Below are 15,631 nucleotides of genomic sequence, written 5' to 3'. Positions count from 1 at the left end.
AAATTTGATACAACAATTTAGTTAATAGTAATTGATCAAGAATACGGCTTTACCATTCGCTTTACCTGGCATGGGGTTCGCTTCTGTTTGAATATAACGAGCCACCAGTGGAACGCGTATCGTAGAACTGCCATCTTTTGGCAGCGTTAACGTTTGTTCTGCGGCAAAGTTAAAGAGTGTTGGCGTCTGGTTGCTCACACCCCAACCGATTTGTATGCCTACACCCGATGCGGCTCCTGATACTGTTGAATCGATAGCCATCACTCCACTTGTCGAATCAATAACATTGCTAGTGGGTGTTAATCGCACACCAATACTGTTACTGGTTGACGTTGCTACAGCACCCGTGCCGGTGCTGTAATCAAACATCAGCGTGCTATTGTTCGCATTATAGAAGCCATAAAAAGTAGGGCAATTTGTCAAGGTAATCGAGGCATCTACCCACGGCGTTGTGGCACCAATAGCCGTAAAGTATTGCCGTTTCTCATAACTCCCCATATTCACATTCACATTCGGTGTCGTGCAGGTCTGGGCAGAGACCGTTAACTGCCCCTGAAACTTGATCACATTAGCTTTGACCGGAAGCCCTGTTGTTGCAGAGTGAGTCAGTGGGTTAACAATAGAGATACTGGCAGACGGCAGTGTTGACGCATCAAGACTATAATTTCCAGGTGTAATCGTGCCGATTTTGATCAATGAGACATAGACGGTTCTGCCATTCAGGAAAGGTTCATAAGACCCACCCGCTACCGGACTTTGTACATCGGCAGGGAATTGATAGTTAGCCTGGCCCAAAATAGCTGCATCAGCGTTGTTGTTCCGGGATATGGCAATCCCGACACCCGGAATATTGGTCTGATATACCGCACCGCTAAAGGGGCTACCCGTCCAATTAGCCAGTGGCAAAGGGGCTTGCTCAATCCCCCATGCAATATTGAGCCACATAGTGGTATCTACTGGGGATGTGCATTTCATCACGCTAAGGCCAGTGGATCCACTATTCCAGCGCCCCTGATAAATCACCGTTCCGACTGGAATATCTGCACCGGCTGAAATCGCCGGAGGAGTGAGTTGCACCGTATCCGTGCGGGGGGCCCCATTCAGCGGCGCACAAACCACCTCAGCCCAAACGCTATGGCTGGTCATCATGAGTAAAACAAGCCCGGCGATACTTTGTATTATTTTTTTCATTCGTTCACCTTTGGCACAACTACGCATTACGTTCACTATTTTGGCGGTCATCGACAGAACACAAAATTGATTTAAATATACTTTACGCACAGGTTATTCCCCCTTTAGTTCTGTATGCCGTTCTTCTCAGTTTGTGATGGCTCGATGCTCACTGACTTGTCCTTGGGGCACACAGGTCGAGGTAAACCGCATCATCGCAGTGGCTTTACCGTTGGCTAATTGCGGCGGCAGAATGTAGTTCAGGTAACATTGCTGGCCGGTACCTTCACCCCAACTGACTTGCAAACGGCCACGCTCCTCGCTCACCCGCGCATAAATCTGACCACCCTGACCGACAGAACCCACTACCTGACCTTTGGTGTCTAACACTTGTGCGCCAAACGGCACCGGCTCGCCATCTGACTGGGTGGCATTCACCAATATCGGATAGCCCTTGGTACTTTTATATTTCACCATCACCACCGCACCGGCATTCGGCGCCACTTTCTGACTGGTGGATTCCAGCTCCACGTCATAAGAGGTCCCCTTCGGATCGATGGTTATCTCATTCATCTGATAGGCACTCAGATACGGCACCACGGCATAACCCCGTGAATCAATTTTCACGCCGGAGTAACCGGACACTTCGGCCCCTTCAGCGCCCTTAGCTTCCACCACCGCAAAGGTCTCACTGCTGTACGGCGTTAATGTCACGCCGCCGGGGTGGGCAATCATGCTGCCTGAAATGCCGACCGAGCCACTCTGATAGTCGCGACCGCCACCGTAAGACGCCATACTGGTGGCTTTAGAACCGCGGTACTGACCATTGACACTGCCACTGGCCCCCGACCCGCCGTTGCTGTTCATGGCGGTTGCCCCATAACTGAACTGGCTTTGCTCGCCAGCACTGCCTGAAACCGATGCCTGTTCGCCCCAGTTGCCCTGACCATTGCGGTTCATTTCCAGTCGCATTTGCGGCACGTTCTGCTGGTCATTACGCCCCAACGGGAAACTCATACTGACCAGATAAGTATTTTGCATCTCGCCAAACCCGGAGCGGCTGCGATTCACGCTGACGCCGTAGGTCATGCTTTTATAGTTGTTGCTGTAACCCACCTGATACTGCTGGTCACTGCCACCTTTATTCCAGTAATCCTGCAAAGAACCACTGATATACATCTGGCCCCAGCCGTCCGGTAATCCCTGATTGGCGGTCACGGTTAAGCGGTTTTTTGCCCGGTAGATACTGTTGGCGTCATAGCCCTGACGTTCGGCATCAAGGGTTTGCATCGCCGTGGCGAAATCGAGATAGCCCTGAGTCGAAAAGCGGTGCGCCGCCACACTCAGGTTACTGTTGGTTTCAGCAATCACCTTGCTGTAACTGACCTGATAGCTTTGGCCACTTTCATTGCCGTTACGCAGGCGGGTATTGGCCTGGGTCACGTCGACCGCCACCGCCCCAATCGGGGTACTGAACGCAGTCCCGACCTGCACGGCATAGTAGTCTTCACTGGCCTGCGCCCCGGTATAACCGGTAATGCTGTTGTTCAGACCACGCTGATAGGTTCCCTGATAAAGACCCGGGGTAAAGGAGAGCGAATCATTGCGCACTTTACCCACCGTCAGGCTGTAGCGCTGCGAACCGGGGCGCAGCAATTGCGCCACTGCCGCAAACGGCACCTGGAAATTCTGTGTGCTGCCGTCGGCTTCACGCACCGTGACATCCAGATTGCCGCCGTAACCGGTCGGATAGAGGTCATCAATGATAAATTCGCCCGGCGAAACCGTGGTTTCATACAATACCTGACCACTCTGGCGCACGGTCACCAGCGCATTGGTGCGGGCAATCCCGCGCACTTCCGGCGCATAGCCACGCAGGGACTCTGGCAACATGCGGTCATCGGTGCTGAATTGTGCTCCAGTGAAAGGCACGGTATCGAATAACTGCCCGGTGGTATTGGATTGTCCCAGCAACACCCGGCCCAGCGCAGCCGGGACATCCCGCTGCACATAACTGTTAATACTGGTGTATTTGCTGTCACCGTCTTCTTGCCAGTTATACGAGCCGTTATGACGGAAATACCATGAGCCGAGGTTTACCCCGGTGTTAATCCCGGCAAAAGCCGAGTTAAATGTCTGTCCGTTGGCGGAGGAGCTGTAGCCATTGAGTGAATAGCCCAACATCCCTGATGTCACGCCGCTGTCCCACAACGCGGGGTTGACGGTGCCACGGGCGGTACGGAGTAACAATGCCTGGGGAATAGCGATATCCAGCCGTTGTTCGCCGCTGTCAAAAGCCACCTGGGCATCGGGGATCAGCGACGCCAGATCAACACAGCCGTCCTCTTCTTTCAGCGGGGCCAGTGATTCAGGCGGTAAGGCTTCTGTCTTGAGATTAAGACTGGCAATGACCGACGAGGATAAGCAGGCATGGACACTTTTATCGTCGCGGGCCTTAAATTCCACATTCTCATTGCCAATCAGGGTATTGTTTAAATAAATGTCAGCCCGGTAAGTGCCGGGTAGCACGCTGCCCCCTTTCGAGAAGCGGCTTAAATCAATGCCGGAACCACCGTGTTCGGTATTTAAGTAAATACTGTCAAACTCCACCGCCTGAGGTTTATTAGGCTCAAGTGATACAGTACTCTCTGTTTTTCCAATGCTATCAACAGCAAAAACAGTTGGTGACAAAAAAACGGTAATAACCGCCGCCGCAACGGGTGTTAAACCAACATTGCGGGTACGCCGTTCTGCTGAAAAAGGCATTGCAGGGTGTTTCATTATTCAATTATTCCGTAGTGTACAGACGTATTCCGCCCCCACGAGATAACCAGCGGACGCTGTGTATAACTGCTGTATATAAATTAAATTAAGGTTTAATGGGCTGACTCAGTTTATTGAGTGCGCCATAATCATTAACAAATTCAAAATCAACGTTATTGCCGGCGGTATTTCCCGGTAACGAAAAGGTCAGCGAATTATTAGGGCTAATCATTTGGCCTTCAACCGGCGCTGTTTTACTGCCCGTTATCCCCACCGTGACCAAAGAAACATGAAACGGTGTCGGATTGGTGGCTTTAAGTCCGCCAGGGACGTTGGTCCAGACTAAAGATTGTGCAGCATCATTCGCATTACCCACTAACCCTGCGGGACGGAAAAACAATTTAATACGGGAGCGGTACGCCATCTGCAAATAATTCTGACTGCTACCCGAATCCACTTTCGCGGGAATTTCCAATACGTTCAACCAAAACACCGATTCTTTATCTGTGGGTAAAGAGGCTCCGGTATAACTGATGCGTAATGTCTGGCTTTTATTTGGCTCGACGCGATTGATTGGAGGCGTAAGCACAAAAGGCACTTTCAAGGTTTCCGGGCGGGCATTCACATCCCCATTGTCAATCCAGCTTTGTAATACCACCGGGCCGGTGCCGGTGTTATTAACCTTTACCGTCACTTCTTTTTGTTTTTCCGGATAAATTACCCGGGTGCCGGTAATAACCACACTGGCCTGAACAGAGCGTCCGACAAATAGAATCAAGAACAAGGCTGAAAATACAGTTAATAAAAGACGGTTAGTGCTGTTCATAACAACCTCGACACTTAATGAATGTGTGCATGCTTTAATTTTAGTGCTTATCGTCAAAAAGGGCAGATATCTGCCCTTTAAAATTTACGTTTTACTTGTTAATACTTATTTGTACTGGATAGAGTAAACCACGTTGCTGATAACTGTACCGGCAGTGGTTGCGCCATCAGCATAATATTGAACCGCATACGGCAGTGAAGCAGAACCCGTAGAAGCATCAATATAAGTCGTGCTGGTCGTCTGGTTGCTGTTACCGGCTTTAATTGGCGTCATGGCGTTAGACGCGTCCAGCAGTTCCAGGCTAACCTGACCGGCAGTACCGCTTACATTTTTCAGGTGACCGGTAACCACATCGACACTTGGGCCTGCTTCAAAGAAAGCAGAAACTGTTTTCAGGGTGCCAGCACAGTCGCTCAGCGCCATGTTAAAGCCTGTGCTACCAGCAACCTGGTTAGCAGAAGTCAACTGGTTGGTACCGACAGTTGGCAGTACCACGGTTGCGTCTGCACCCTGGCCGTCGACGGATACGTCACAAGTAGACGCTGTCAGTTCACCGTTAAAGGTGATGGTACCGGTAGAAGCGGCTTGAGCAGCGTTAACACCCGCGAATGCAGCAACGATTGAGGCAATAATAGCTAACTTTTTCATTTATATTTCCAATTAATAATAGATGTATGAGTTAAATAACTCAGTACTGTTGTGTTAATTTGGTGGTGGTTATTCCACAAGAATCCATTAGATATTTATTTATCGCTGCTGGGCAATAAGACCAGTAATGAGTTTTTTCAACCATCCAATAAATGTCGAAGCTCAATATATATACTAGGTAGCGAAAACGATATTTTAAATATCTTTTAAGAGCGGGAGTAAAGCGGGTTTCTAATATTCACAATGTCCGTGCTGTATATTAAGCGACTTAGAAACCTGAAACATCCTTGTCGCTGTGCTCACTTGCTATGGATTAAAGTATACGTGATCGATTCATCTAGTAAACACCGATATTGCAGATCAATGGTCTGAAAGCAATATTGTTTTGCAGTATATTATACCGAATACTGTCTTTTCCGAAGATTTTTAGATCGTCTACATATAGAAAAGTAATCGTTAATGTGGATTAAGATCATTTTAGCAGATTATTATGTTTTTATTTTAAAGAATAAAATAATCCATTTCCATTTTGGGGGGTAAACAATCCCAAATACCCGGTATTTTAGCCTACAAATAAAAAATAAAATTCCTACAACGGAGTGGGAATTTTATTTTTTATTTGCCTGTGTTAGTACATTTATCCTACATTCATTTAACTTAATTCTCGATAAATACAAACTAACATCATGCTTTTTTTTATAAAAATACAAGGCCCATCTTTTGGTAATTTGCACATAGCCAGTAGTGATAAACTTACCGCTGGCTTCAACGCAATACCCCTGAAATGGAATAACGGCCAGGCAGCCAGCAAACGGCAAATTGGTCGGGAATCTATTTGGACAGCATTTATGCTAGCCCGTAGGATGAGCTGACTCAAGTCAGTGATTCGGGTGACGAATCTGCCGGGAGCAGATTTGAACGCTGCTTGCAGCGGCCTCAACGAGGCGAGGCCCAAGGATGGGCCGAGTATACGAGTGCAGCTAACAACGCTGCGGCGTCAAGGACGAAGGATGTAGCGCGCCTCAAACACCTCTCGCGGTAACGGCTCCGAAAACAAAAAACCCTGCCCGCAGTAAATGCCGTGGTTTAGCAACCATTGACGTTGCTCATCGGTCTCGACACCTTCGGCCATCACTCGCAGCTTTAATACTTCTGAGATAGTGGCGATTATTCGCGCCATTACATCATCTTCTGGCAGGTGCTCCACAAAGCATTTATCGAGCTTAATCATGCTGATTGGTAGGCCTTTCAGATGATTGAGATATTGAAGACTTGAATATCCCATACCAAAATCATCCAAAGCGATCGACAAACCTAGCCCTTGTAATTCGCGCAGTAGCCCGAGAGCTTCATCCAGATTCTGAATACGGGCGGTTTCGGTTATTTCCAGTAATAATTGGCGCGGGTCGATTTGATACTGATCGATGATGGTTTTCAGATGCGGTAAAAACTGATCACTCTGCACCTGCAAACCCGAAATATTTACTGCCAAAGATAGGGTAATCCCTTGTGCTTTCCAGTCAGCCAGAATGCGGCATGCCTCTTCCAGTACCCAGTTACCTAGTGGCATCATCACGCCCCCCTCTTCCGCTCCGGGGACAAACTCTGAAGGGGAACGATAACTGCCATCCGGTTGGGGCCAGCGTAACAACGCTTCTGCACCGATAACCCGCTGATCTTGCATATTCCATTGGGGTTGTAAAAACAGCCTGAAGTCGTGATTTTCAATTGCCTGTAAAATGTCATGCTCCTGAGTCAGTCGCTTTTGCGTTTTCTCAGTCAAATGCGGCTCAAACACGATAATCTGGTTTCGCCCCTGATGGTGAGCGGCCATCATCGCAGTGCTGGCATTGCCCATCAGAGACTCGGCTGTTTCATCTTGGTATTGGTAATCAGTAATCCCAATACTGGCGCTGGGCCGCAGTTGCATATTGCCAAAGACTAAGGGTTGAGTAATTTGCAGCATAATCCGCCGCGCCAACTGCATCGCCGGGAACGGGCGGCTGATCCCTCTGGCAAGTACTGCAAACTCAGTTTTACTCAGTTGCGCCAGCAAGCTGTTTTCATCAATGCATTGTTCAAGTTGCTGTGCCATAGTCAGCAAGAGCTGCCGGTGCTGCTCTTCACTCATTACGCCGGACACTTCTTGCAATGTTTCAATGCCAATGACTAACAGGTGGAATTTCTCAGCATGCATGCCAGCTGCAATTTCCTGCTCAAGTAGAGCCATAAACAACGGGCGGTTGGGGAGTTCAGTCACCGGGAAACGGGTATTTATACGGGTCATATCCGTATAAGCTTCGGCTAATAGTTGCTGGTTACGGTTGTAATTGTGTACCAGTACGCCTAATTCATCATCCTGATGGTGGGCAGGTAAGGACAGTTGGTGGTTAAGCACACCTTGCTGACCAATCTTTTCCAGCTCTTTGGCCATCGCCCGCAATGGATGAATAATCAGGCGATTAATACACCAGGCGATAGAGACCGAAAGTACCAATGCCAGTAACAAATAGGTCGATAGCATGGCCGACAATGCACTGAGAATGAACTGATACATACGAAATGAGTCGGCTCGCAACACTAAATGTGCCAGTGGCTGCGGATTTGCGGATACCCGCTCCAGTGCATACAGCGGTATTGTTATCTGTACTGGCAGGGAAAAAATACGCTTAGCCCAGCGTGGAACAGGCCGTTCTGTGGGGAAGTTAGCATGTAATACCTGAATCTGATTCGGTAATATCACTTCAGCGCGGCTGAGAATACCAATCGGTAACAAGCTATTGAGGATTTTTTTGGCTTGTGGGACATCGACACTTAGTATGGCTTCTGACAACGGTTGGCGAACCGAATATGCAATGCTCTCCAACTGCTTGGCGTAGTCATCTTTGCGCTGCTGCACAAAGTGGAACAACTGAAGGACGATAAAAATACAGATGGTCACCAGTGCCACAACTGCCACTGCCGCCATTTGTTTAATCGTTAATGAACGCCTTACCTGCAAACTCGCTCTCCGCCAATGCCAACTGAATAATATAAGAGGGTGCCATGGTGATATGGCGACTCGTCGATGCTGTCTGAGTATACCCTTCTTGCTTGAAGTTGCAGCGATGTTAGCGGCTCTCCACTCACGAAGCACTAACCAGCATCAGCTTATGGCTCGCTCACAGCGAGTCAGTTACTTTGGGTGTATGATACTCGATCGCGTTCAGATTTTATCTGATGAAACCAAACCGGAGGGGAAGAATACCGTGGGTTTCAGTCTTTTCCTATCAGGATCGCAACGTCAGAGTGCTATTTCTCACTCTAACGTTGTTTTTTCGTGCAAATCATCACGACCCAATGATTACTTAAAATCTGCGTATGGCACCAATGGCTGTGGTGGCATATCCAGAGAGCCTTGCCATCCAGCCAGAGAGTAACGCAAGTAGATAAGTGCATGGCTTGGGGTATAGTCCTTCGCCTGCTGGATATCAACCCCAGCCCCCAATGTCCAATGCGAACTCAACCGGCGCTCGATCAAGGCGCGCAAGGTATAACCCACCCCATTACTGCTATCACCATCATCGGGTTCATACCGGTCTGGAATAGTCTGGATACTGTGGTTGAGCAGATTTTGCAGTGGATAACGTGCCCGTGAGCTAGTTGCAGAATGTGAAACAGACACCGACCCACCCAACTCCCACGACCAGTTAGCCGTCCGCTGCCGATAATTTACCGGAATAGCCAGTGACAGATATTTTTGCGGGCTGTAATACCCGCCCTGGCCTAGCGTATAACCGCTGAGGTCTTTTTGATAATGCCACCACATCCCGTTCAAACCGACGGTAACACGGCGGTTATCTTCGTTGATTAGCTTGTAATAATAACCCGTCATAAAGCGCAGCCGCTGGTTATCCGCCACATTCTGCCCGGTCAGATAGTGATAACTTAAATCGCTCCACACTCCGTGAGCCTCACCTCGGTCATAACTGGCTCCCAGGCTCACACCGTTGGCACGCACGCCCCCCCAGGTCACATTGGTATTCGGATCTTTGGCTCCAGCAAAGGCCAGCATCGAGCTGGATATTGGCCGACGTGACGCCGTGGCGGTCCAGCCAATATGATTCCAACTATTGCTGTATGCCAGCCCACCGACCACATCAACGACATCAAAACCCATCGGTGTAGTACCGAGATCAGTTTCCCAACTGTCATTTTGCCAGCCCACGGCAACACTGGTACCCGTTGCCTGTTGATGTAGATTAGTCTGACATGGCTTTTCTGTCTGGTAACAGGTACCGGCTTTATATCGGGCATTCTTGTCAAAGGTCCCGGCATCCATCTGCACCGTATCTGTTCGTAAGAAAGCCCGACCATCAGCCAGCGAGGTATCTACCTGCAACATGGTGTTGTGCGCTCGGAGATCAGAGATCCCTTCCGTGCCGCTTGACCGCAGGTAGTCATGATCAATCGTGATACGGGTCTCCTGCTGGCGGTAAAGGTCAGCGGCATCAGAACGAATGCCCCGCTTAAGCCAGCCATCGGTGGCCTGATTGCGGGTCAGCAAGGTATAACTGTCGTTATCCGCCGCCAGTGTCGGTGTGATACCACTGGCTACCATGGCATGTTTGAAATCATCTTGTGCCGCAGCGGGTTGCCCCTGCGCTTGTGCTAATCGACCTGAATCACGGAATATCAATGCATTATCCTGTGAGGGTCCCCCTTTAGCTGCCGCCGGTTTCAAGTGCTGGAAGATCTCTGCCGCTTTTTGTGGTTCACCCACGCCGTACCAGGCATTGGCTATCCGCCGCTGAGCGCTTGAGTTAGTCCCGTCACCGGAAAGTGGCTCATGTTGTAAATATTGGCGAGCGTCACTGAGACGGCCTTCGGCAATATAAGCCTCAATCTCACCCAGAATAGCATCGGGGTTTTGTGGCTCGCGCGCCCGAACTCGCTGATACCCCACCAGTGCTGTGTGATAGTCACCATGCTCCAACGCCCAATCAGCAAGCGTCAAGTCAATGGCTGTGTTGGCTGGCTGTTGACGTAATAGGGTTATCGCCCCCACTTCATCACCACTAGCCCGCAGTTGGCGAGCTAATGTCAGTAGCTGAGCAAATTTCAAGCGCTGGTCTAAAGCGCGGATATTATCGTTCCAGTGCAGGGTTAGCAGTGTTGCCAAATGCGCCAATGCCTGACTATCACGCCCGGTGCTGGAGAGATACAGCGCATAGGCATATACCTGCTCGGGATCTTTCGGCTTACGGCTCGCTAATTGGTGGAACTGTGCGTCAGCTTCCACCAAATGCCCCTCTTGCGCTAACGCTTGTGCCAGCCGGTAGGTTATCCAGACATCGTCCGGGGCCATCTTCAGCGCCTGGCGATATTTTTCCGCTACTTGATGCCATTGTTGCTGCGCCGCCAGATTTTCGGCTTGTTGTTTCAGCATATCGACTTGCAGGCTGTCTAATGTGTCATGCATTTTGGCTTGTTGACTGCGTGGTAAACTGCTCAGATAACTCAGTGCTTTTTGCGGCGATTCGCGCTGGTAGATATGGGTTAGCCCTCGTACCGCACTGCCGTTTGATGGGTCCAGACGGAGTGCCTGCTGATAATACTGCTCGGCCGTTTTATCATCATGACGGGCCACGGCAACATCAGCCAAACCAATCAATGCATAGCTGTCGCTGCCATCAATATGGCGCGCTTGCTGGTATTTCTGTTGTGCCACCCCGGTATTACCGGCTTTCAGCGCTTTATCCCCCTCGTCATTTAGCAGCCAGTAGCGATTGGTTTTTATCAGGCTGATCCACTTGTCGCTTTTCAGACCATCTTTATCTGATTTTTGCGCCAGTTCAAACAAGCGCAGAGCTTGGGCACGGTCACCACTACGGGCATATGCCAGACCCAGCGCGCCGAGTATCTCGGGGTCATTAGGTGCGGCAGCCAGTGCCTGTTTTAGTGCGGGGATAGCCGCCGCCCCGCCACCGCTGTCTACTTTTGCCAATCCACTTAAACGCGCTTGATAAGTCGGTGAAGCCAGCATGGCCTGCTGGCTGGCCAATGCTTGACGGGCGATATTAGCCTGAGGACCAGACGAGAAGATGTCGAGGAAATGGGTCAGCGCCGCCACGCTTTGTGGACTGACAGTCATGGTTTTGACAGTCTCCATCCACAAGTCTGCGGCATCTGAAGCTCCCACTGGGTCCGCGGCCACTTTCTCCAATGTGGCATAGCCTTGCGTGGCATTTTGCTGATTGAAATACAGGCGCGCCAAGGCCATTCGCAGCGCGACATTACCGGGGTATTGTTGATCAAGCGCGGCTAATTTCTGGGTGGCGAGAGCTTCCTGCCCCGGTACACGTGCGACCAACCGCCAGTATTCCACAGCAAGATCCAGTGTTGGTGGTTTGCCTTGCAACAGTTGATCATATTGAACTTTGGCCTCAGTCACCCGCCCGGCGGTCGCTAACAGACGCGCTTGTTGTAATTGTTGGCGTACCTCCGGCTTAGTCAGCGCCAACAGCAGTTTAGCCCGCTGATAAGCCTCTGAGTCGGGTGCCAATTGTTGCAGCTTATCCAACTGTTTTTGTGCTTCAGCCAAATTACCCTGTCTCAGAGCTTGGCGCATTCCTGCCGCCACCACTTCCGGGTTATTCGAGTCCATCATATTCAAGCGATACAGTGATTGCTTAACCAACTCGTCTCTATTGGTTGCTTCCCCTAGCCGTACCTGCTCCAGTAAAAACTGGGTCGGTGAGATAGGCTCAGCGCCCTGCGCCGGAGTGGTAAAGGCTTGGGACAACAGCGCTAAGCTTAAGAGCCAGTATATTTTAATGTTGCGCATTGACTGTTCCATGAGGGCTGAAGCTCACCCTGACGATTGAAACTATAACGATGCTGCGCCCATCCCTGACCAAACAGTGTCAGCACCGCACTGTAATAGGCATCTGCGGGCGGTGGCGAATCTTGCACACGTTGTTGTTGCACGCTCAAGGTTTGCTGATTATAGGGTTCAGGGCTACCGGCTAAAAATGGCAGTAATGCCGCCGAGAACCCTTCCGATCCCTTACCACTGGTTTTACCGTTGCTGGTATCCGTATTTTCTGGTGGTACCCCACGTTGTTGGGTTACCGCCGCCATTGGCTGGAAGCGCTGGATTAATACAGCCTTTTCTGGGCTGTTATTGGACAACATACCAACCCACAAATAGCTGCGTATCGCATCGTAGCTACCGACATCGGGCCGTGTCTCATCAGGTTGCCAGCCTTTGCCCTCTTGCCAAACCACCCAATCAGGGGAGAAACCATAGGGTGCCGTTTCAAGCAATAAGCGCTGATTGACTTTAACCATCGCTTTCCACGGCCCCGCCAAAGAGGCAAAGCGGGCCAACAGTTGTGGCGGCAGATAACTCGGGTTGAGCCGCCAACGGTCATCATCATTAAAACCAATTTTCCCCGGCAATAGCATTTCGCCAAGGCCCGGAATATTCACCACTTCCTCTTGAGCAATACGTTGCAGCAACAAAGTACCCATCGTCTGGTAACGGCGGCTATCCCATAACCGCCCCGCTTCCAGCAAGCTGTATGCAATCCATAAATCCGCGTCAGAGGCCGAATTGGGGTCCAGAACATCCCAATTATTATCCTTGCGTTGTCCCCATAGCCATACCGGCAGACGTGCGGTTAAATCCCCGGCGGCCAGGTTGTTTTCCGTCCAGGACAATAATTGGTCAAAGGTTTCCCGATCATTGGCAACCAGAGCAAAAAACAACCCATAACTCTGTCCTTCCGACGTGGTGACTTTCCTCGGGCTGCTGGGATCAATAATGCGCCCGCCATCGCTGACATAGTCATGTTTGAACTGCTGCCATGCTGGCCAATCACATGTTGCTGCGCTACCAAAACTGACGAGCAGCAGGGCACAGATCTGTCGCTTAAACATCACGACCTTCAACGTCAATCTCGCTCATCAGGTGATAACCGGCGGCGACTGATCAGACGTAATACACGCCAGACCATCATTGCAGCCATAACCACGACCAATACGGCCACCCCTGCCAACAGTACCGGATGGGTAGATAAGGTATGCCAGATACGTTCCCACCACGGTAAATGACCGACATCATAGGTCTCACCAACCCGCAGGCTGTTGACGCCCGACTCGCGAATAACCGCGACTGAGCCAAATATCGCTTCGCGTTTACCAGTATCGAGCATGGCATTGTTCAGCAAGGTATAACCACGCGAGCTGTCGGCCAATAACGCCACAATACTGCGCTGAGGGAAGTGAGGTGACTGTAGACCGATAATCGCCGACATCGCCCCTTCAGAGCTTATCGTCGCCTGGCTGTCTGCTACCCAATCTGATTGCGGTACCATCATGGTTGGTAAGCCGGTTTGCCGATTTGGCATTTTTACCCAACTCAGGGTCTGTTCCACCAGTACGTTAATCTTTCGATCATTGCGCAGTTCTGGCGGAATGGTGCCAATAATCAACACATCCGCATCTTTCTCCGCCGCCTGTGACCAATCATCGGTAATGTTAATACCGACCGCGGGGTAACCCACCTGCGCCCCGATATTTCCCACCGCATTGAGTAGGGTGGTTATCTGTGCTGGCGCCGGGTTTGGTGGTACCAGAACTAGCGTTTCGGAGAGATCAGCCATACGGCTGAAGGGGAATCCAGCATTGGCAAATGCCCGTAGATCAGGCATTTCCATAAAGTGACGGTAACCGGAGAAATCAATAGTAGAGTTACCGTCAATTACCGCGTGATTCGGCGCGGTAGAATAGGTTTCACATCGCCCCTCGGCACCGCTTGCCAGCAAGGTGCTGTAATCAAAATCAAAACGTAATTGGTTAGTCGCGCCCAGTTTCAAGGACGGAATGCTTAGCCTTTTGGCAGCATCCTGTAAGCCTTGTAGCAGTGGCAGACGCAGGATCTTACTGTCTTCGGGCATATTCGGTGACAGTGGGTAATCCTGCACAAACTGATTATTCAAGCTGATACTTAAGCGGGAACCATCCATCAAACGTGTTGAGGTGTAACGATATATCAAGCGCATATCGATACCAGCACTGCGAGTCAAGAACAAATCCGGTGGCAGATTCATCGCTAATGAAATCGGCGGCGGCAGTAATCCCGATGTTTGCAGTTGCTCAGGATATTGCTGCAACTCAGCAAATGTCATCGGGCGGTCGGTACGCACCCAATTTGGTGCATCATAAGGCAGGCGAGGTGCTAATGGCTCAACCTTATCCACCGTTACATTCTGACCACGAAACAGAATATTGCCTTGCGCGATCCCCTGTGCCGCAGTAATCAGGTCATTATCATCGCGCCCCAGAATCAGCAATAACTTCACATACGGGTTATTCGGATGACTGATGATTTCCACCGTTGGAGCTTTCACCGGCGGGTAATCTTTTAGGAAATCAGGGCGTTGAGCATTAGTCGCGAATACTACGCCATGCTGAGTAGGCAGTTGGTTATACAATACCGGGAAGTTCTGCCCATGCCATTGCGCCTTATCACCAAACCATGAGGCCAGAATAGCGGCGGCCCGCTGCTGCGACACATCAGGTGCAGCAGCAAATATCACGGGTAGAATCAGCGGGCGATTATCTCTGGCATCAAAAAATGGCTCAGGAAAGTGGGATAAATCATTTTTAACCAGCAGCGATTGATAGCGCAAATCCAGTGAGCTGGACTTACTGACATCCAACCACAGGGTATTGCTCGCTGGGTTCTCACAGATATTTTGATAATGGCCGACAAAAACTAACCGCAAGCGGTTGAAATCAGTGATGTAACGCGGATCGATCGGTAATTGAAGGTGGGTGGGTTTACCAAGCTGATCTTTGGTGATCGCCATGACGCCCATCAGTTCATCATTCAGCAAAATTTTCACCTGCGACTCCACCGGGATCAGCGAAGGTGATGGCGTAAACTCAAGATTCAAGGTCGCATGAGTCACCACCTCATCACTGCGCACGCCGAACTCAAGCTGGCCTTCAGGGTTAGTGCCACGCAAGGAGAAGGTCCCCGGCGGCGGCGCGATTTTGGCAAACGAATATTCTACGTCGCGCATCGGTACATCACCCGATATTGCGGGTATCTGCGCCACGTCAGTGGCCATGACCGCCGATTGAGCTGACGGTACCGTTGGAGTTTCAGCATGGGTGAATGACGTCAATCCCAAAGCCAATGCGGTAAACCATGTTATTTTTCTCATCACCATA

General features: G+C 50.3%; 8 protein-coding genes. All 8 read right to left on the bottom strand.

Translation table 11 applies throughout. The features are described 5' to 3' along the window. Positions 1 to 21: 21 nt before the first annotated feature. The gene (locus tag V1953_RS00485) at positions 22 to 1,191 is read right to left on the bottom strand and encodes a fimbrial protein (protein ID WP_442850554.1); all 1,170 of its coding nucleotides are present in this window, start codon (positions 1,189 to 1,191) and stop codon (positions 22 to 24) included. A gap of 126 nt (positions 1,192 to 1,317) precedes the next feature. Continuing rightward, positions 1,318 to 3,951 carry a fimbria/pilus outer membrane usher protein gene (locus tag V1953_RS00480; RefSeq protein WP_442850553.1) on the bottom strand — a complete coding sequence of 878 codons (2,634 nt, stop codon included), beginning with the start codon at positions 3,949 to 3,951 and terminating at the stop codon, positions 1,318 to 1,320. 88 nt (positions 3,952 to 4,039) lie between these two features. Continuing rightward, positions 4,040 to 4,759: a fimbrial biogenesis chaperone gene (locus V1953_RS00475; protein WP_442850552.1), complete on the bottom strand. Its 720-nt coding sequence runs from the start codon at positions 4,757 to 4,759 to the stop codon at positions 4,040 to 4,042. A 105-nt stretch (positions 4,760 to 4,864) separates the two neighbouring features. Beyond that, positions 4,865 to 5,407, bottom strand: coding sequence for a fimbrial protein (locus V1953_RS00470; protein WP_083161376.1), 543 nt, complete (start codon positions 5,405 to 5,407; stop codon positions 4,865 to 4,867). 997 nt (positions 5,408 to 6,404) lie between these two features. After that, entirely contained in the window at positions 6,405 to 8,408 is a 2,004-nt protein-coding gene (gene hmsP / locus V1953_RS00465) for a biofilm formation regulator HmsP (RefSeq protein WP_227746572.1), read from the bottom strand. Between the two features lie 342 nt (positions 8,409 to 8,750). Further along, the gene (gene bcsC, locus V1953_RS00460; protein ID WP_442850551.1) at positions 8,751 to 12,233 is read right to left on the bottom strand and encodes a cellulose synthase complex outer membrane protein BcsC; all 3,483 of its coding nucleotides are present in this window, start codon (positions 12,231 to 12,233) and stop codon (positions 8,751 to 8,753) included. After that, complete coding sequence (bcsZ, locus tag V1953_RS00455; RefSeq protein ID WP_442851287.1) at positions 12,203 to 13,330, bottom strand: cellulose synthase complex periplasmic endoglucanase BcsZ; 1,128 nt, start codon at positions 13,328 to 13,330, stop codon at positions 12,203 to 12,205. Before bcsZ ends, bcsC begins: the two co-directional genes overlap by 31 nt. A gap of 14 nt (positions 13,331 to 13,344) precedes the next feature. Next, positions 13,345 to 15,630 (bottom strand): cellulose biosynthesis cyclic di-GMP-binding regulatory protein BcsB, encoded by a 2,286-nt coding sequence (gene bcsB / locus V1953_RS00450; protein ID WP_442850550.1) that lies wholly within the window; start codon positions 15,628 to 15,630, stop codon positions 13,345 to 13,347. Between the last annotated feature and the right edge of the window lies 1 nt (position 15,631).

It is taken from the genome of Yersinia sp. 2541 StPb PI (assembly GCF_052217145.1).
Lineage (GTDB): Bacteria > Pseudomonadota > Gammaproteobacteria > Enterobacterales > Enterobacteriaceae > Yersinia > Yersinia enterocolitica_E.
The sequence above is the reverse complement of the archived record's forward strand: the minus strand, read 5'-3'. Positions and strand labels throughout refer to the sequence as shown.

Coding starts and splice junctions, on each gene's coding strand:
- V1953_RS00485 (WP_442850554.1), bottom strand. CDS start 1,191: ATGAAAAAAATAATACAAAGTATCGCCGGGCTTGTTTTACTCATGATG.
- V1953_RS00480 (WP_442850553.1), bottom strand. CDS start 3,951: ATGAAACACCCTGCAATGCCTTTTTCAGCAGAACGGCGTACCCGCAAT.
- V1953_RS00475 (WP_442850552.1), bottom strand. CDS start 4,759: ATGAACAGCACTAACCGTCTTTTATTAACTGTATTTTCAGCCTTGTTC.
- V1953_RS00470 (WP_083161376.1), bottom strand. CDS start 5,407: ATGAAAAAGTTAGCTATTATTGCCTCAATCGTTGCTGCATTCGCGGGT.
- bcsC (WP_442850551.1), bottom strand. CDS start 12,233: ATGCGCAACATTAAAATATACTGGCTCTTAAGCTTAGCGCTGTTGTCC.
- bcsZ (WP_442851287.1), bottom strand. CDS start 13,330: ATGTTTAAGCGACAGATCTGTGCCCTGCTGCTCGTCAGTTTTGGTAGC.
- bcsB (WP_442850550.1), bottom strand. CDS start 15,630: ATGGTGATGAGAAAAATAACATGGTTTACCGCATTGGCTTTGGGATTG.